This window comes from Providencia sp. PROV114 (assembly GCF_032704305.1).
In the GTDB taxonomy this organism is placed as follows: Bacteria; Pseudomonadota; Gammaproteobacteria; order Enterobacterales; family Enterobacteriaceae; genus Providencia; species Providencia rettgeri.
Genome location: NZ_CP120528.1, coordinates 854,371 through 873,899, shown reverse-complemented (window position 1 = coordinate 873,899; position 19,529 = coordinate 854,371). Strand labels below are relative to the sequence as shown.

General features: G+C 37.9%; 20 protein-coding genes. All 20 read left to right on the top strand.

Annotation, left to right across the window (positions count from 1 at the left end):
* The first annotated feature begins 109 nt into the window (after positions 1 to 109).
* Complete coding sequence (hpaH, locus tag P3L37_RS03745; protein ID WP_004914311.1) at positions 110 to 913, top strand: 2-oxo-hept-4-ene-1,7-dioate hydratase; 804 nt, start codon at positions 110 to 112, stop codon at positions 911 to 913.
* A 9-nt stretch (positions 914 to 922) separates the two neighbouring features.
* Positions 923 to 1,729 carry a 4-hydroxy-2-oxoheptanedioate aldolase gene (gene hpaI / locus P3L37_RS03740; protein ID WP_110732249.1) on the top strand — a complete coding sequence of 269 codons (807 nt, stop codon included), beginning with the start codon at positions 923 to 925 and terminating at the stop codon, positions 1,727 to 1,729.
* A 163-nt stretch (positions 1,730 to 1,892) separates the two neighbouring features.
* Positions 1,893 to 3,260 carry a 4-hydroxyphenylacetate permease gene (gene hpaX, locus P3L37_RS03735; RefSeq protein WP_004914317.1) on the top strand — a complete coding sequence of 456 codons (1,368 nt, stop codon included), beginning with the start codon at positions 1,893 to 1,895 and terminating at the stop codon, positions 3,258 to 3,260.
* Positions 3,261 to 3,470: 210 nt separating this feature from the next.
* On the top strand, positions 3,471 to 4,361 hold the full coding sequence (gene hpaA, locus P3L37_RS03730; protein WP_004914320.1) for a 4-hydroxyphenylacetate catabolism regulatory protein HpaA: 891 nt from the start codon (positions 3,471 to 3,473) through the stop codon (positions 4,359 to 4,361).
* Positions 4,362 to 4,883: 522 nt separating this feature from the next.
* Entirely contained in the window at positions 4,884 to 6,446 is a 1,563-nt protein-coding gene (gene hpaB, locus P3L37_RS03725; RefSeq protein ID WP_004914324.1) for a 4-hydroxyphenylacetate 3-monooxygenase, oxygenase component, read from the top strand.
* A gap of 19 nt (positions 6,447 to 6,465) precedes the next feature.
* Positions 6,466 to 6,984: a 4-hydroxyphenylacetate 3-monooxygenase, reductase component gene (hpaC, locus tag P3L37_RS03720; protein WP_109911935.1), complete on the top strand. Its 519-nt coding sequence runs from the start codon at positions 6,466 to 6,468 to the stop codon at positions 6,982 to 6,984.
* Positions 6,985 to 7,348: 364 nt separating this feature from the next.
* A complete protein-coding gene (locus tag P3L37_RS03715) occupies positions 7,349 to 8,167 on the top strand; it encodes a transcriptional regulator (RefSeq protein WP_109911934.1) in 819 nt (272 codons plus the stop codon).
* Positions 8,157 to 8,639, top strand: a complete 483-nt coding sequence (locus P3L37_RS03710; RefSeq protein WP_109911933.1) for a FidL-like protein — start codon at positions 8,157 to 8,159, stop codon at positions 8,637 to 8,639. Before P3L37_RS03715 ends, P3L37_RS03710 begins: the two co-directional genes overlap by 11 nt.
* Before the next feature lie 401 nt (positions 8,640 to 9,040).
* The gene (locus P3L37_RS03705) at positions 9,041 to 9,592 is read left to right on the top strand and encodes a fimbrial protein (protein WP_109911932.1); all 552 of its coding nucleotides are present in this window, start codon (positions 9,041 to 9,043) and stop codon (positions 9,590 to 9,592) included.
* A 42-nt stretch (positions 9,593 to 9,634) separates the two neighbouring features.
* Entirely contained in the window at positions 9,635 to 10,204 is a 570-nt protein-coding gene (locus tag P3L37_RS03700; RefSeq protein ID WP_109911931.1) for a fimbrial protein, read from the top strand.
* Positions 10,205 to 10,238: 34 nt separating this feature from the next.
* Positions 10,239 to 12,728 (top strand): fimbria/pilus outer membrane usher protein, encoded by a 2,490-nt coding sequence (locus P3L37_RS03695; protein ID WP_110732250.1) that lies wholly within the window; start codon positions 10,239 to 10,241, stop codon positions 12,726 to 12,728.
* A 13-nt stretch (positions 12,729 to 12,741) separates the two neighbouring features.
* The gene (locus P3L37_RS03690) at positions 12,742 to 13,470 is read left to right on the top strand and encodes a fimbria/pilus periplasmic chaperone (RefSeq protein ID WP_109911929.1); all 729 of its coding nucleotides are present in this window, start codon (positions 12,742 to 12,744) and stop codon (positions 13,468 to 13,470) included.
* 28 nt (positions 13,471 to 13,498) lie between these two features.
* The gene (locus tag P3L37_RS03685; protein ID WP_102139510.1) at positions 13,499 to 13,849 is read left to right on the top strand and encodes a hypothetical protein; all 351 of its coding nucleotides are present in this window, start codon (positions 13,499 to 13,501) and stop codon (positions 13,847 to 13,849) included.
* The gene (locus tag P3L37_RS03680) at positions 13,842 to 14,369 is read left to right on the top strand and encodes a fimbrial protein (protein WP_102139511.1); all 528 of its coding nucleotides are present in this window, start codon (positions 13,842 to 13,844) and stop codon (positions 14,367 to 14,369) included. Before P3L37_RS03685 ends, P3L37_RS03680 begins: the two co-directional genes overlap by 8 nt.
* 11 nt (positions 14,370 to 14,380) lie before the next feature.
* Positions 14,381 to 14,890 (top strand): fimbrial protein, encoded by a 510-nt coding sequence (locus P3L37_RS03675; protein WP_004905345.1) that lies wholly within the window; start codon positions 14,381 to 14,383, stop codon positions 14,888 to 14,890.
* Positions 14,891 to 14,905: 15 nt separating this feature from the next.
* Positions 14,906 to 15,958, top strand: coding sequence for an adhesin (locus P3L37_RS03670; protein ID WP_109911927.1), 1,053 nt, complete (start codon positions 14,906 to 14,908; stop codon positions 15,956 to 15,958).
* Between the two features lie 18 nt (positions 15,959 to 15,976).
* A complete protein-coding gene (locus P3L37_RS03665; protein WP_226538033.1) occupies positions 15,977 to 17,422 on the top strand; it encodes an O-antigen ligase domain-containing protein in 1,446 nt (481 codons plus the stop codon).
* A 59-nt stretch (positions 17,423 to 17,481) separates the two neighbouring features.
* Complete coding sequence (locus P3L37_RS03660; RefSeq protein WP_109911926.1) at positions 17,482 to 17,745, top strand: helix-turn-helix domain-containing protein; 264 nt, start codon at positions 17,482 to 17,484, stop codon at positions 17,743 to 17,745.
* Positions 17,746 to 17,897: 152 nt separating this feature from the next.
* Entirely contained in the window at positions 17,898 to 18,455 is a 558-nt protein-coding gene (locus P3L37_RS03655) for a LemA family protein (protein WP_109911925.1), read from the top strand.
* 29 nt (positions 18,456 to 18,484) lie between these two features.
* Entirely contained in the window at positions 18,485 to 19,528 is a 1,044-nt protein-coding gene (locus P3L37_RS03650; RefSeq protein ID WP_181937081.1) for a hypothetical protein, read from the top strand.
* Position 19,529 lies beyond the last annotated feature (1 nt).

Below are 19,529 nucleotides of genomic sequence, written 5' to 3'. Positions count from 1 at the left end.
ATCCCTTAGGAGCATACCCATGTGACTAGGGGATAGGCGCAAGCCTATCGTGAAGCTAACGCAGTTATAGCTCGAAGTATGACGAGCTGAGGTGCAAAAGGAAAATAAGATGTTACAAAAAGATGTCATATCGCAAATCGCACAGCGCCTAAATCAGGCTGAAAAATCACGTGAGCAAATTCGTCAGATCTCACTCGATCACCCAGAAATGACGATCGACGATGCTTATGCTATTCAAAAAGAGTGGGTTGGCGTGAAAATTGCTGAAGGACGCGTGTTAAAAGGCCATAAAATTGGGCTGACGTCTAAAGCAATGCAAGCCAGTTCACAGATTGATGAACCTGATTACGGCGCGCTTCTTGACGATATGTTTTTTGATGACGGCTGTGATATTCCAACAGACCGCTTTATCGTGCCACGCATTGAAGTTGAATTAGCTTTCGTACTCGCGAAGCCATTACGCGGGCCAAACTGCACCATCTTTGATGTGTATAACGCGACTGATTATGTGATCCCAGCACTTGAGCTAATTGATGCACGTTGCCACAACGTTGACCCTGAAACCAATCGCCCACGCAAAGTGTTCGATACCATTTCAGATAACGCAGCAAATGGCGCAGTAATTTTAGGTGGCAGACCAATCAAGCCACGCGATTTGGATATGCGCTGGATCAGCGCCCTGCTCTATCGCAATGGTGTCATTGAAGAATCTGGCGTAGCAGCGGCTGTACTCAACCACCCAGCGAATGGTGTGGCATGGCTAGCGAACAAATTAGCACCGCATAATGTACAACTTGAGCCGGGCCAAATTATTTTAGGTGGTTCATTTACACGCCCTGTCCCTGCTCGTAAAGGCGATGTATTCCATGTTGACTACGGCAATATGGGTTCTATTAGCTGCCGATTTGTATAAGGAATCCCCATGGATCTGTTAGAAAATAAATTCAAGAAAGCCTTAAAAAGTGGCCAACCGCAAATTGGTTTATGGCTTGGCTTGTGCAGCCCATATAGTGCTGAATTACTTGCCGGTGCAGGCTTCGACTGGTTATTAATTGATGGTGAACATGCACCAAATAATGTGCAAACGACCTTATCTCAGTTACAAGCTATTGCCCCTTATCCGTCACAACCCGTCGTTCGTCCGCCATGGAATGATCCAGTTATCATTAAGCAATTGCTAGATATTGGCGCACAAACGTTGTTGCTGCCAATGGTGCAAAATGCAGAGCAAGCCAAGCAAGCGGTACGCGCAACGCGTTATCCACCCGCAGGGATCCGTGGTGTCGGCAGTGCTTTAGCTCGCGCTTCTCGCTGGAACCGAGTACCTAATTATTTAACTCGTGCCAATGATGAAATGTGCGTGATAGTACAGGTTGAAACCCGTGAAGCCATGAATAATCTTCCTGAGATCTTAAAAGTTGAAGGTGTCGATGGCGTGTTTATTGGCCCTGCGGATCTTAGTGCAGATATGGGCTTTTCAGGCAACCCTAACCACCCAGAAGTCAAAGCTGCGATAGAAAAAGCGATTGTCCAAATTCGTGAAGCTGGCTTGGCACCAGGTATTTTAATGGCAGCCCCAGATGTTGCCGAACATTATCTTAAACTCGGCGCACTATTTGTTGCCGTCGGGGTCGATACCACGCTACTGGCACGTACCGCAGAAGCACTAGCAGCAAAGTTTGGTAAAACAGTTTCAGAGGTGACCTCGAGTGCACCCAGTGTTTATTAATAAAGCTATCTCTAAATAAGTTAATTTTAACCCTACAGACAAATAACTTAATTAGATAAATAAAAAATCAATATCGCAATATAGGGCAGACAGCACCATGACTGCCTACTAGTCCCTTGTACCTATAATAATCTGCAAAAGAAAGAATTGAGGGCCCTACAATATGAGTAATCAACAACTTGCAAGCACTAACCCTGCTGAACAACATAAAAATTTAACCGAACCGCAGCAGCGGGTGATTAATAAACTATTTAAACGTCTCATTGTATTTTTATTTGTGCTGTTTGTTTTTTCTTTCTTAGACCGTATTAATATCGGCTTTGCAGGTCTAACTATGGGGAAAGATATCGGCCTAACTTCCACCATGTTTGGCTTAGCAGCCACCTTGTTCTATGCCACTTATGTGATTTTTGGTATTCCAAGTAACATCATGTTAGGGATTGTTGGGGCTCGCCGCTGGATAGCCACCATCATGGTACTTTGGGGTATCGCTTCTACAGCCACCATGTTTGCCACAGGGCCAACCAGTTTATACGTCCTACGGATGTTAGTGGGTATCGCTGAAGCTGGCTTCTTACCGGGGATTTTAGTTTATTTAACTTACTGGTTCCCTGCCTATTTCCGTGCTCGTGCTAATGCCTTATTTATGATTGCGATGCCAGTCACCATGGCATTCGGTTCACTAGCTTCTGGTTATATTTTAGGCATGGATGGCATTTTAAACCTAAAAGGCTGGCAGTGGCTGTTCCTGCTAGAAGGTTTCCCATCCGTGATCCTCGGTGTGTTGGTTTGGTTCTATTTGGATGATTCACCAAAGAAAGCCAAATGGCTGACCCAAGAAGATAAAGACACATTGCAAGAAATGATGGACCAGGACCAACTAGAGCTTGTGCAACCTCATGGTTCAAAAAGCCATACAGCAATGCAAAATAAAAGTTTATGGAAAGAAATCTTCACTCCAGTCATTCTGATGTATACCGTGGCCTACTTCTGTTTAACCAATACATTAAGTGCCATCAATATTTGGACGCCACAGATTATGCAAAGCTTCAATCAAGGCAGTAGTAATGCCATGATTGGGCTGTTAACTGCCATCCCACAGTTTTGTACTATCCTTGGGATGATCTATTGGAGCCGCCGCTCTGACCGGTTACAAGAACGGAAAATGCACACCGCCTTACCGTACTTATTTGCGGCAGCGGGATGGGTGCTCGCGGCGATGACTAGCCATCCAGTAATCCAATTAATTGGTATCATCATGGCATCAACAGGTTCATTTACTGCGATGGCTGTGTTCTGGACAACGCCAGACCAATCAATCAGTCTACGTGCTCGTGCTATCGGTATTGCTGTTATCAACGCAACAGGTAATATAGGTTCTGCCGTCAGTCCACTGTTAATTGGTTGGCTAAAAGACCAAACCGGTAGCTTTAACTCAGGCCTGTATTTTGTGGCTGGTCTGCTGGTGGTCGGCGCGCTGTTAGTCATTGCTATCCCAATGAAAAACTCAAGACCAAGAGCAACACCTTAATGTTTTGATGTTTTGATGTTTTGATGTTTTGATGTTTTGATGTTTTGATGTTTTAAATGTTTTAATAACTTACGCTGCAAATAATTATTAAAGGGTGTTACCCAAAATAACTTGCTTGCAGCTAGGCGGCAAGCAAGTTAATCCCTAGGAGCATACTGAAGTATGTGACTAGGGTTGGCTTGTGAGGCCAACAACGCTGCGAGCCGAAGAATGAAGGGTAACTCAACTTTAATTACCAATATAGACATCAGTACAGACTACGACGAAACCCAAGGCACCGACGATGTCCACTACCAAACCTTTGGCAACATGGCCGCCTTCTTTGGTCGCGACATGCAAGCTCATCGCCATGATGGTTTCTTTCAGTTGCACTATTTGGTTACCGGCCATATTACTTTGCAGCTCGATGAGTCACGCTATTCTGTTCAAGCCCCGTTATTTATTCTTACGCCCCCTTCGGTTGCACATGCATTTTTCACTCAAGAAGACACTGACGGCCACGTACTCACCGTACGGCAAGACCTGATCACCCCGCTTCTTGGCTCACTGTACCCTGCCAATCCAGATTTGGTCGATATTCCTGCTATTTGTTTATCTGTTGCCGATAAGCCTGATGATATCGATACCTTTAACCATTACTGGGCATTAATGGCTCGTGAATCGGCTAATAACCATACAGGCAAAGACCAAGTTCTTGCCTCTTTAGCCCAAGCGCTATTTACCTTTCTACTGCGCTCTATTCCACTTGATGAGCACCCAACAACAGGGGTTAGAGGCGAACACCGCCTATTCCAGCGGTTTAATCAGCTTATTGACTTACACTATCATGAACACCTCGCAGTGCCTGAATATGCCAAAAAACTTGATGTCACAGAGTCACGCCTTAAAGATATGTGCCGGCGGTTCGCTAACCGGCCACCGAAAAGGTTAATTTTTGACAGAATATTGCGAGAAGCCAAGCGGATGTTACTGTTTTCCGATAGCCCTGTTTCAGAGATTGCCTACCAGCTCGGTTTCAAAGACCCCGCCTATTTTGCTCGTTTTTTTAACCGATTAGTCGGATGCTCTCCTAGCCTATGGCGGGAACAAAACCTTCATTAAAAAGGAGCCTTAGTGATTTTATTCTTATTTCTGAGAAAAAATCATCAATAGCTCCTTAGCTGTATCTCAAATCCTCTTCAAGTTTATCTCGATAAACTGTTACGCCCTCAAATCACGTTACATTTTAAAAACATTTTTGATATTTTATAAATTTCGTTTTAACTTTGTAAAAATACCAATAATGCTTAACCAAAAGTGAATGCAGAGATCAAAAAAAGAACAATTACAAAAAATAATATAATTAACATTAATATAGAAATAATTTTATTATTGAATAATAATCAATATGTTACAAATAAAATTAAGCATTACATTAATATCAAAACATCGAAGTGATCACATTTCTTTCACAAAGAACAATTTTCAACGAAAAGTACCAGCGAACCTTTAGAAAATCTCTTTAAAACCCCCTCGAAAAACGATTCAATTAAGAAACACAAAATAAACATAAAATTAACATATTCGCTTGCAACCTTTATACCCTATCAATGCAAGCCCTCATTGTGAGATAACGAGGTAGACATGAAACCAGAAGATTTTCGTTCAGATGCTAAACGCCCTTTTAATAGCCAAGAATACTTAAAAAGCCTACAAGATGGCCGTGAAATCTATATTTATGGCGAGCGTGTGAAAGATGTCACTACTCATCCAGCTTTTCGTAACTCTGCAGCTTCAATAGGACAGTTATATGATGCGCTTCATGATAAAACGACTCATGACCAACTTTGTTGGAACACCGACACAGGTAACGGTGGATACACTCACAAATTCTTCCGTTTCGCAACCAGCCCAGAAGAATTACGCCAACAGCGTGATGCCATCGCAGATTGGTCACGCCAGAGCTACGGATGGATGGGACGCACTCCAGACTATAAGGCGGCATTCGCCAGCTGTTTAGGTGCGAACCCTGAATATTATGGCCAATTTGCAGATAACGCGCGCAATTGGTACAAACGCATTCAAGAAAGCGGTCTGTACTTTAACCATGCGATCGTTAACCCTCCGATTGATCGTCATAAGCCCGCTGATGAAGTGAAAGATGTTTATATCAAACTCGAAAAAGAAACAGATGCAGGGATTATTGTCAGTGGTGCTAAAGTCGTTGCGACCAACTCCGCATTAACACACTATAACTTTATCGGTTTTGGCTCTGCACAAGTAATGGGAAATAACCCTGATTTTGCCCTGATGTTTGTTGCCCCAATGGACGCAGACGGTGTGAAATTAATCTCACGTGCATCTTATGAATTAGTGGCTGGCGCAACAGGCGCACCATTTGATTACCCACTTTCCAGCCGTTTCGATGAAAATGATGCCATCTTGGTGATGGATCACGTGTTAATTCCATGGGAAAACGTCCTGATCTACCGTGACTTTGACCGTGCACGTAATTGGGCTGTCCAAGGTGGATTCGCACGTTTATTCCCATTACAAGCTTGTGTCCGCTTAGCGGTTAAATTAGACTTCATTACCGGATTGTTACAAAAAAGTTTAGAATGTACAGGTGTTATTGATTTCCGTGGTGTACAAGCAGATTTAGGTGAAGTGGTTGCGTGGCGTAACCTGTTCTGGTCCTTGACTGACGCAATGACTTCTGAAGCCAAAGCCTGGGAAGGCGGTGCATTCTTACCGGATACCCAAGCTATCCAAACTTATCGAGTTATGGCACCAATGGCTTACACCAAAATCAAGAATATCATTGAAAGTAACGTAACAAGTGGTTTGATTTATCTGCCATCAAGCGTTCGTGATATGAATAATCCAGAAATTGATAAGTATTTAGCTAAATATGTTCGCGGTTCGAACGGAATGGATCACGTTGAACGCATCAAGATCCTTAAGTTAATGTGGGATGCTATTGGTAGTGAATTTGGTGGGCGCCATGAATTGTATGAAATTAACTACGCAGGAAGCCAAGACGAAATTCGTCTGCAATGTCTGCGTCATGCACAAGGTTCTGGCAATATGAAAGCCATGACAGATATGGTTGATCGTTGCTTATCAGATTACGATCAACATGGATGGAAACGTCCACACCTGCATAACAACAATGATATTAATCAGTTAGATTCGCTGCTGAAATAGTCGGCAGCAGGAGGTCAAAATGTCTTTAGAAAATGAACATCGCCTGCGTTTCAGAGATGCGATGGCAAGTCTTGGTGCAGCAGTCAATATCGTCACCACGGATGGGACTGAGGGTCGCTGTGGAATTACAGCTACCGCAGTCTGTTCAGTTACAGATACGCCACCCACTTTGATGGTCTGTGTCAACCGCAACAGTGCAATGAATGCGGTTTTTCAAAAGAATGGCCGCCTGTGCGTGAACGTGCTGAGCCATGACCAAGAAGAGTTAGCGTGCCATTTTGCTGGGATGAAAGGTTCCACAATGGAAGAGCGTTTTAGCTGGAATGTGTGGGAAAAAGGCCTCTTACAACAACCTCAATTAAAAGGTTCTCTTGCTAATTTAGAAGGTGAAATTACACAAGTGCAAGATATTGGTACGCACTCTGTCTACATGGTTGAAATGAAACAAATCATTGTTAACGATACAGGGCATGGTCTCGTTTACTTTAAACGTAAATTCCACCCTGTAATGCACCAAATCCTTGAACCAACCGCATAATTGGTAAAGTATTTATATTAAATAGCCTCTTATACTTGAGGCTATTTTTTTATATCTCATCGTTTAGTCAAAATAATAGCTAGCAACAGACTTACTCCCCATAAAATGTTTCAGTCTGAAATTTTTTATACATATAAATTATTAGTTATTTTGTATAATTTTTAAAGGATAGTGTTTTTCTGGAAAAACAAATACTCCTTTAGCCTCCCACCTTTAAACATAACATGCGTAAACAAAAACCCAACCACCTGATTTTTAAGGATTTTTAAAATTACACTAAATATGATTAATTGACATAACATAAATAACAGGTATAAACTCAAATAATATAAATATTTTTCCTATAAATACAATCAATCTAAAAATGAACTATTTGATTAATAATCATATTAATTATGACAGTCATCAGGGGCTGTTATATACCGACAATGTTGATAATGCATTAAAATTAACAACTACTTTAAATCGCTTGTTATTAGTCTTAGTGCAAAACAACCATGATATCGTTGACCGAGAAACCATATTACGCAGGGTTTGGGAGGAACATAACCAAGTCGTCTCTGATAATAACCTGAATAGTAGTGTGTCTGTACTACGACGCCATTTATCTTCCTTTTCTGATGAAGAAATTATCACAACAGTACCTAAAGTTGGGATTAAGTTTTCTGCTGACCTGAAAATTGAGAATGAGCGTGAGGAAATAAAGGATAATAATGACAAAGAATTGCTCACTACTGAGGTTGAACTAGGTTCTTCATCAAAAGCACCCGAAGGGATTCCCCCCCAAGCAAGCGAAAATAAAAAAAACTACATGCTGAATAACCGGTATGTTGAAATCTCACTTATTGGACTCATTATTTTTTGCTTATTATACCTATTTAAAAGTTATTTCTTTGCAAGCCGAACAGAATATCCTGAAGTTGGTCGTATCGATCAATGCAGTATCCGCTACATTAATAGTTACCATAAACCCGATACAACAACCATCAGCTTTGCGACAATTCAAAATGAACTAACAAAATTAAACCTTGATTGTAAAAAGCCAGCAACTGTTTTTTATTATAACGTTGGTATCGTTGCGAATGATAAAAATTTATATGACAATTTCCTATTTTTGTCGTATTGCCCAACAATACCGAAAGAGAGCACAACTGTGAGCTGTGAGAATTTTTATGTCAAATAAAGTATCAGCAAGAATGCTTTTTTTGTTTATTACATCTATAACTCTAGTTTTTATTAGCTTATATGTTCATCACATAATTAATACTCCTGTTATTCCAAATTGTCAGACAACCTTAAAAATAAATATCTCTGATCACCGTTCTACCTTAAAAGGATTTTACCTACTAAGTGTTATTCCTAATGAAAACAAACCTGACCAACACACGTTCATCATGAATGGAAATATTAATGAAAATGGTAAAAACTATACTATTTCACGAAAATTTCTGATGAAACATGAATACTTAGGCGACCATTTTTTTTTACGTGTTGACAATATATTTATAGACCCAGGTGATCAGGCTCAAGGAAAAATCAATATTCGGGGAGTCCCTGAAATGAATCAACTTTATTTTTTAAAAATAAAAAAATTAACCGATACAAGTTATATTTTTGAAGAAAATTTCTCTCCACTTTTTATTTGCACTCTGTAAATTCAAAAAAAACCACAAAAAATGCATCAAATATTAATATTTTGATGCATTTTTTTTATTTCTAAACATCTCCAACCTTAAAACACCTTAAAAGCACAAACATTAAACATTTCACAGCAAATCAAATCAACATAAAAACATTAATAGACATTAAAAAAAACTAAATATCAAACTATAACTTTGAATTTAATTAAAATTAAAGAATTTTATTCCATTTTACACCTGAGAAGGATAAGATTTCCTCCGTCGAAATGACCCACGCTAAAAACAATTATGTTAAGCGTTCTGTGATTAGGACATTTGAAAATCCATTGATGGATACTGAACTTTATTCCTATGCCAGTACTTATATAAAGGCTTACTAGGGATCAAATATTTACTTATTTTTAAGGATGTAAGATATGAAATTAAATAAACTTTCCATTGCTGTTTTATTCGCTACTTCTGCTATTTCAACTTCTATCTTTGCTAGTGGTAATAGCGGTGAATTACATTTCAGCGGCCAAGTTGTTAATGCTCCATGTAATATTGAATCAGAAAGTACAAAACAAGAAGTTCCATTCGGTCAACTTTCTCGTGCATCTTTAGAAGCGGGTAATGCAGCAGAGAAAGATATCGCAATTAAATTAAAAGAATGTAATTTTGATGAGTTTAGCAAAGACACTGAAGGTAAGTGGGTTGCTGTTAAAGATATTAAAATTACCTTTGGTGGTAAAAACTATGTCGGTACTGATAAAGAATTCTTAGGTACTACTGGTACAGCTTCAAATATCGGTATTCAAATCAAAGATTTCAAATTTGATGAAGCCAAATCTGTTATGAATCAAATTCGTAATAAACAAGGTGAAAACGTTTTAGAATTTACTGCATTAGCTAAACGTGTTGATGGTACAACACCCGTTACCGAAGGTGAATTTAGTTCTATTGCTGATTTTAAAATCACATACGAGTAATTTTTTTAGGGGAGAGAATTCTCTCCCCATAAAAGGCTCATTATGAAAAAAAATACTTATCTATGGATTGCCTTATTATTTAACTCGATTAACTCTAATGCGACTAGCTCTAACCTTGGACATATTCAAGATGGTCTTCGAGGTGAAACAGTAATGCAAGGTTATATCGTTGCGGCACCTTGTTCAATTGAAACTGATAGTCAATATCAATATATAAATTACGATTATATTTCTAACTATAGTATAAATAATATAGAAGATGAAAAATTAATGCGAAAACCTTTCTATATAAAATTAAATAACTGTATTAGTGAATATGACAGCAGTAATCATAAAGGTATTAAAATTCGTTTTTTTGCACCGCAAGATACGTATTCTAATGCAATAAAACTATCAGGCCCAAAGCCTGGGGTTGTCCTATATATATACGATATTAATAATAATTTATTAATGCCAAATAAACTCTATCCTATTTCTAATAATTACGTTTATTTTGATAAAAAGAGTAAAGAGAGCTTTTTAAAATATGAAACAGAATTGGGTGCAAGTAATAACGAAATTACACCTGGCGATTACTTTACCACAATTAAATTCAACGTTACTTACGATTAGTAAATAAACTCATAATTAATTTGATGAAAAAATCATGGTTAAATTTAATATTTACTCTTACATCATTGTGACTTCTTTTGTATCTTCAATCTCTTCGTTAGCCTATGCTGTCGAATTTAATACCGATATGTTAGATACGGAAGACACTCAAAATATTGACTTTAGCCAATTTTCTCAGGCTGGATTTATTATGCCTGGTATTTATCATTTAACCCTCAAAGTCAATAATGAGAGTATGGGTAGTGCACAAGATATCACTGTGATAGCGCCACAATCCCAAAACAATAATTTATTCGATACCGTTTGTGTTCCCGTTAATATTCTTGATCGTTTAGGGCTTACTCAAGACGCAATTAAATTAATTAAATATCGTGATGAGGGTAAATGCCTTGATTTATCTCCGCTTGAAGGTGCTTCATTAAATGTAGATTTATCAACATTAACGCTATCCATTTTAATTCCACAAAGCTATTTAGAATATACCGATCCCAGTTGGGTTCCTCCTTCACGTTGGGAGGAGGGGGTAAATGGATTTTTATTAGATTACAACCTAACAGGTTCTTTAACGCGTCGAGATTCAGGTTCACGAGAATCGTACCTTTCTGCTAACGGAACAACAGGGCTTAATTTTGGTGCATGGCGTTTACGCGGTGATTACCAAGCAAACTATCGAAAATCGACAGGAAGCTTCAAGAACCAATATAGCGATGCCACATTTAGCCGATTATTTGCATATCGCTCAATAAAATCTATTGCATCTATTTTAACGTTAGGTGAGAACTACTTTTACTCTGCTATTTTTGATTCTTGGCAGTACACCGGGGTATCTCTTGAAACCGATGAAAATATGATGCCCCCTAAATTAACGGGTTATGCACCAGAAATTATTGGTATTGCTCAAACTAATGCCACTGTTATTGTCAAAAGCCATAACCGTATAGTTTTAGAAACAACCGTACCTGCTGGCCCTTTTCGTATCCAGACACTAGATAGCTCCATTCGTGGAACATTAGATGTGACTGTGCGAGAAGAAAATGGTGAAGAGCAACAATTTAGCATTACCACTGCAGCATTACCCTATTTAACGAGACCAGGGCAAATCCGCTATAAATTTGCAGCGGGTAAACCACGTTTTAATGGCCGCCAGCTCGAAGGTGATTTAACTGCGTCGGGAGAACTCTCTTACGGGTTAAATAACCTTTGGTCTATCTATGGGGGATCCGTTTTATCAAAAAATTATCAGGCATTTTCAGCTGGCTTTGGCCGTGACCTGTTTTCATTCGGTAGCCTTTCGTTCGATGCGACTCAGTCACATGCTCAATTGCTTGATAAAACATTAACTGGCCGAAGTTATCGACTTAGTTATTCAAAATCATTTGATGAAGCCAGAACTGACATTACATTCGCAGGGTATCGTTTCTCTGATGAAACCTATCGCTCTTTGCAACAAACGTTGGATGAACGACGTACTGGTAATGAAAGCCAAGCTCAAAAAGAAAGCTATCAAGTTAATATTAATAAATATTTTGATGATTTCTCATTGGGTGGAAACTATCAATATAATACTTATTGGAATAGTGAAACAGAAGAACAATACAGCTTATACCTAAGTACTCTTTTAAATTGGGCGGCTATTGGGCTAAAAAATATTAACCTGACAGCGTCTGCAACTCGTTCAAAAAGAGCAGGATATCAAGATGATGCGATCAGCTTATATTTCACTATTCCTTTAAGTCAAGGAAGTAGCGTCAGCTTTTCTGAAGGTTATACCCGCAACCAAAATGGCCAACACAGCTCAACACATAATATCGGCTATAGCGGATATAGTGAGCAGCGCAATTATAACTTAAATGTCGGTTATCAAACAGGAAGCCATCAGGATGACCAAACCAGCTTTAGTGGTTATTTAAACCAAAATCTTCCTTATGCCTCCATTTCAGGAAACGCAAGTTATGTCCCGAACGAATATCACAGTGTTGGGGGATCAATTAATGGTGGAATTACCTTAATTAAAGAAGGCATTGCCATGCACCAAGCCGCTTATGGCGGTACTCGACTCGTTGTAGAAACACCTGGAGCAGCTAACGTTCCTCTGAGTGGTGGCGTTTATCAAACTAATCACTTTGGACTCGCTGTATTGCCAAATGTGAGTAGTTATCGGAAAACCAGTGCATCTATTAATACCAGTAAATTACCAAAGGATGTTGAAGCATTAGAGACTGTCACCGATGCAACTTTGACTCGTGGAGCAATCGGATATCGTCGCCTCAACGTTATTCAAGGTGAAAAAACGTTCGCTCGCTTAAAGCTGGCTGATGACACTTATCCACCTTTTGGCACTAGCGTGCGTAATAGCAACAATATTGAACTCGGAATTGTTGGTGAACAAGGTATTACGTGGATTGTTGGTATCCAACCTAAAGACTTACTCAATCTCTATTGGGGAAATAAACACCAGTGTAGCGCCCATGTGCCTGATGTGATTAATCCTCAGGAGATTTACCCAACTATTATTTGCCGTTAATAAGAGAACTAAGATGAAATTGAATTCCCCTTTTTTATTACTTACTAGCGTATTCACGCTGACTATGAGTGTAATTTCAGTTACGAATGCTGCGGTTACACTTGATCGCACTCGTATAATTTTCGATGGAAATCAATCGTCTATTAATATTACGATCCGTAATGATAACCCGGAGCTACCTTATTTAGCCCAGTCGTGGTTGGAAAATGCATTAGAACAAAAATTGGAAACCGGCCCTATTATTGCCACTCCGCCGATTCAGCGCATGGAGCCCAAATCAACTAGCCTAGTTCGCCTAAGCACCGCACCTGACATTGCAAAGTTACCGCAAGACAGGGAATCCCTGTTTTATTACAACCTGCGTGAAATCCCGCCTAAATCATCAGAAGCGGGTGTGTTGCAAATTGCATTACAAAGCCGTGTAAAACTATTTTATCGCCCTGAAAACATTGTTGCACAAAGCAAAACAGATTGGACGAAACATATAACATTAACAACAACATCATCGGGCTATACATTAAATAATCCAACACCATTTTATTTAACTGTAATTGGTTTAGGGAACAGCCAAAAACAATCTGAAGAAAGTGATTTTGACGCGGTTATGGTACCGCCAAAATCTAATCAAATGATTAAATCCTCCAAATTTTCAACACCTTATCTGACATATATCAATGATTATGGTGGAAAGCCTTCACTTGCTTTCAAATGCCAAGCTTCAAAGTGCAGTGTGACGGAATAATGAGTAAAAAATAGATAGGAGCAGAACAATGAAATTGAATTACCTAGCACTATGGGCTTTTGCTATACCTATTTTTGCTGAATCTGCTGTGCCTGTGACAACAGGTACAATATATATCAATGCGCGTATTGTTACTGCTCCTTGTCTACCTGATATCTCATTAAAATTAAATGAAAGTACTTTAATTGCAGCAACCTATAGCGTGGAAATGCATTTTTCTCATTGTAGCAAACCAATACAAAAGCAAGCTTGGGCGCCGTTTACACTGAAATTAGGCAATAACCAATACGTGCTAACACAACCACGACGCAATAACACCATTTTATTCTCTATTCCTGCTAGTAATAAGATGCAACGTGTGGAAATAAATTATGACTAGATACTCAACATTATTATTTAGCCTTTTATTCCTAACATGGAATACCAGCTTTGCCAATAGCCTAACCGTTTACTTTGAGGGTGTGCTAGTGCCTCTTGGTTGTCGGCTGAGTGATGATGATACACAAAAAAAAATATATCTTTCTGGGCTACGTTTTTCTTCAATCGAAACATTAGGACGTTCAGATATGCAGCCATTTAAGTTGGATATCATGGACTGTTCTGCAATGGCTTTGAATAAAACGATCAAAATAACGTTAAATACCCAAAATATTGAAACACATAATGGTATTAATTATTTAAAAACCACAGGTGAATCTAATGTTTTATTAGCTCTGACTGATAGTCGTGGTAAAGAACTGGAGCTTAATACAACAATTGATGTCAGCACAGTTACTGAATCAGGTAAAGGATCTGTTAATACACTTTTATTTGGTGTTTATGCTCAAAAACCCTTTAGTACTCGTTTAAAAACAGGGGGGTTTTCCTCAACTGTTACTTTTAACCTTGATTATCAATAAGGAGAATTGAAATGAAATTCATTTGTTTTTCATTCCCTTTAATTAGCTTATTAGTTTCCTTAGGTACTCAAGCGGATGTGCTAATTTCTCTTTCTGCTAAATTGGTTAGACCGCCATGTGTACTTACAGCAGAAAATGGCGAAAAAGAATTAGTCATTAATTTTCGAGAGGTGGCGCTAGACAGACTAACTGAAGAAAAACAGTCCTTTGGTATTCTCATTAAACAATGTGAACTTCGAAAAAATTTACAAGTTTACCTATCTCCTAGAGAAGGAAGTACTTTAACAATAAACAATGAAACCGTGCTTGCGACCTCTATTAATGGATTGGGTATTCGTTTTTCAGAAGAAAATAAAAGTAATGCACTCAACCTTAATAAATGGGAAAGGATTGCTCCATCCGTAAGTGGTGATACAGGGAAAGTTGTTATTCAATCACAATTAGTCACTAATCAAGCTATTGAAAATCTCACTGCAGGGCCATTTAGTGCCGCTTTATCAGTGATGGTTGATTATCTGTAATATTGGGAAGTCTTTATGAAAAATATAAAAATATATTCACCATTACTTTTGTTACTACTCTTAATTAGCTTAAATTCCTATAGTGCGACCCGCTATTCAGGAAGTGGTGGTGGTTATAAAATGAGCTTAGTATCTAACAACTCCGTTGTTTCTAACACCCCAGCAATTGGAAGTGATAACAATAAATATTTTTTAATCGCTCCAGCAAATAGCTCCGGTATTGTTATTAATGAAAGTACATCTCAGCCTTATGGCTCTGTATATTGTACTGTGAACTTCTTACAAGGTAATTATTCCGCTGGTCTTCCTTGGAGCTACGCCTACCACCGTGTCTTTGCCTATATGCCAGAGGCAGGCTTTACTATTGGTGGGCTGACCGCATATAAAATAAACAACAATACATTTTTTACTCTTTATTCTGAGAATGGAATAACCAGTGGCTGGCGAAATATTTCAGGGAGAGGATGTTCTAATGAAGAAATGGGGCCATTAGCAACATCATTTTTTACTGTTCATTTTCCTTTTACCGTTAGAGTTTATGTCAAAGATATTCCTGTTGATGGAAAAATTGTTATTCCAAACGCAATGATCGCAGGTTATACACGATTATTCCAAGACTATGGAACACCAGATATTTATGTACCTATTGATAAAGCCACCGTTAAATTAGACCTTGCTACATCAGTTATCAATTATCCGTCAAATTGCCGTTCCAATATTGATAATTTAAATATTGATCATAAAACACTGGATGCTTATGAATTTAATAGTAAAGAAACTCGTACTGTTACCTATACATGCGATAGAGTGCAGCCAGTTAAAGTAAAATTAACTTTAGACTATGCCACAGATAGCGATCCACAAAAAAGACTCCCTTTAAAATCAGGAAATAACACTATTTATTCTGAGCTTACAATTTATGATGAACAAAATAATCAAAGTGGAAAAACATTTGAAACAACAATTGATAAAGTAAAAAACATTATGATTGAAAGTAAAGTTTCTGGTTATGACGCTGAACCAGGAGACTACAAAGGTAATGCTTGGTTAATCGCCACATTTATTTAATTTAGCGGTAAGTGTACTATGATAATAATATCCCGCGCACTATTTATTGGTATCTTTATTGTTTGGCACCTTGCTAGTCTTATTTATATCGATAGCCTAGGAAGCCTAAGACAATCATTACCACAAAACATTATTAGTTGGTTATCTATTTCCTTGACAATATCTATTATTGCATTTACTGTTTTCTATCGGAAAATTAAAATAATCATTACATTACCTGCTATTTGCTACTGTTTCTCTTTAGCCATTCTAATGATGGGATTAATATCTTATCAGGGAGAAAATAATAGTATTGATTTTTGGTATTGTTCTGGTATTACTGTTGGCGTATTACTCTATATTGCAGGGTTACAAGTGAGAAAAAAATGGTTAATACAATCATTTTGTATTTACTGTTATATCACTATTAGTGTAGCTCAAGCCTTTATCACTGCATATCAATATATATTTGAAGCCGATATTTTTTATCTTGCATCTGGTATGAGGTCAAATGGATTATCACAACAAGTCAATATATTATCAGTTAACATGGCGGCTGCATGCTTATTATCTCTAATGACTCTTGTGTTATCACAATTTTCGTTGTTATCTGAGCGTTATGAAAAAATTAGGGTTGTATTACTTGGAACTTGTATTTTATTTTTCACATTAACTTTAGTTGTTCTGCAGTCTGTTATTGCTTGGCTAAGCTTTACTGTTTGTGCATTTATTTTTATTTGCCTTTTTTACAAGAAAAACCCTCTACGTGTTAGCGCTAGTTATTTTATTATTGCTGTAGCAATTTTTATTGGAATTTATCTAATAAGGCTATGCCCTCAGTATATTGCAACTGAAATTATGAACCAATTCCATTTAAAACAAATGTTGCGTTTTTCTATTACTTTATTCTTAGAGAAACCTTATGATGCATGGGAGCAGTCTTTTTTATTTGAAAACAGTTATGAAAGAACAGCAATTCCTTTTTTCAGCCCTAAAATGTATATTGTTCCTCATCCACATAATGAAATATTACTCTGGCTGATGACTGGAGGGTTCACTAATTTGATTTTTTTATCTTTATTATTAACCGGAGGTATCTATGTCGTATTTCAATCTTTTATAAAATATAAAATTAACGGAAATGGTTACCCATTGGCAATCATTCTATCAATAACCCCTATTATTATACATAATCATGTTGAATACCCTTTTTTACTTTCTGTATTACACTGGGGGATCGTCATATTATTTCTATCATTCTCAGATGCCGCTTTCGCATTAGAAGAACAATCCCTATTTTATATTAACAAGCAACTATCTTATTTATTCAGCTTTATTATATTTATTATTGGATTGGGTGTCTTTATTATTGGGCTATTTCTATTTAATGGAGAGAAATCTTTTTATGCACAGGGTAGTTATCATAACGAAAGCATAGCAATTCGAGTATCGAGTTCAATTAGCTTAGAAAAAAATAACGTATAAAAAAACATAAATAAACCTAATTTTCACTCAAGTAGTGTTATATTAATCAGGACAGTATTATGAGAATATATCAAACTGAAATTTCAAACACCTATATAGGACTACAACTTCGTAAGCGCCGCTTGCAAATGGGCTGGACAGCACACACTTTAGGGAAAAAGTCGGGATTAAGCCAACAACAAATTTCCCGTTATGAACGCGGTACGCAGAATTTTACGATTCATCGACTATGTATATTTGCTAATGTACTGCAGTGTGACCTAGATTATTTTCTTGAACAGAATATCTATGAGAACCATTCCCTTGTCGATATAAATCTTTAAGCACTGTTTAAACAGTAAAATCTGATTTTGTCATAAAGCAAGATCAGATTTTCTTTATTCTAACCTCACTTTCATTCTTTTCTGATTGCATAAGCGATAAGGCTCTTATATTTTTAACTCAAATCACTGATCATGGGTTAAAAGGTACCAATATGACCATCACACTTATCGTTGTATTTGTTTTACTCTTATTGGCCATAGGTTGGGGGATCTCTATCTATAACCGCCTGGTCAATACCCGTAATCAAGTCAGCAATCAATTTGCCAATATTGATGTTATTTTAAAGCAAAGAGCAGATCAGATTCCTCAGCTAGTCACTATTACGGAAAAAGCGATTGAACATGAACAAACGTTATTTACCTCATTAAGTGATGCACGCCAACGCTATTTCAATGCCCAAAATATGAATGAAAAAATCGCAGCATCGAATGAAATGAACCGTGCACTGGGTAACCTTGTAGCCATTGCGGAAAATTACCCCACCCTCATTTCTGGTGAGCAATTCACCCAATTACAAATCGCTTTAAGTGATGTTGAAAATAAAATAGCCCAACGACGTGAAGGCTTTAACGACGCAACAACAGAGTATAATACTGCAATACAAATGTTCCCTGATAGCTTAATTGCCAATGCCTTTCGTTTTTCAGCACTGCCATTACTTGATATTTCTGAAGATGAAAAAAAATATCAAGGCGTCCAGTTTAAATAATGTAAGCCTAAAGGTATTAATGCGTGAATATGTATTTTTTACTCGGAGCCGCCATTGGTGCCTTAATTTTATTTATTGATAATAAATTCTCGGTAAATAAAAAAGTAAACTGGGGGATCATTCCTTTCGTCGGTGTTGCTTGTGGTATGTGGTACTCACTCTCACCTTCTACCCGTGATTATGTCAGTATCATTTATTATGTCGTTGTACTGGTCATCACCTTTTTTATTACTCGTAGTGTCGTCAATTCTAGCAAAGTAGCCTACCAACGTTATCAGCGCTTACAAAATGAAGGCTCATCAAAGTTTAGTGCGTTTCTTAGAGTCCTTGTGGGAATGCTGATCGCCACTTGCCTATTTGCTGGGTTCTTTATCGACATACGCGTATTTTTTATCGCATTTGTCTTAGCCTTCGTATTTAAAGCAATTGAAAATACACCAACCAAGCGCTTCTTAAAATTTCAGAAAAACCTAGCCACCTCTAAAATACGCTCAATGGCGATGGGACTTGTGGAAGTTGAAGGGAAAATCACGGCGGGCACGTCCATTAAAAGCCAGCTAGGTAATAAAACCTGCTATGGCTCCTTTTATTTTGAATATTCCATATCAAAAGATAAAGACGGTAAAAAAAGCTATACCTTACAAAGTAGTAAGTGCAACATGCACAGCTTTACCCTAACGGATGATACGGGCTCTGTTAAGGTAGAATGTGACCCTGATTATTTCGTTTACCCGGGCTTAGAGCCGCATATGGATGTTGAAAGCGGTAATCGCCGTTACACAGAGTATTTACTTGAAGCAAACCGCAGTTATTTATTAATTGGTACAGCAGACGCTAACGAAAAAGGCGAATCGGTTATTATACGTAAAGCACCTCATATGCTATTAGGCGTCTCCCCCTCGGACTATGTCGTTCGTTGGAACAAAACAGGTCCATTACGTCGAAATTTAGCTATTACCGCCATGATTGCACTTTTTCTGATTGGTGTGATTTTAGTTACGCCAATGGATTATCAAAACGGGCAGCTAAATATGCATTTCGACCAGATCGCATTATTTGATGGTAATGACTAAC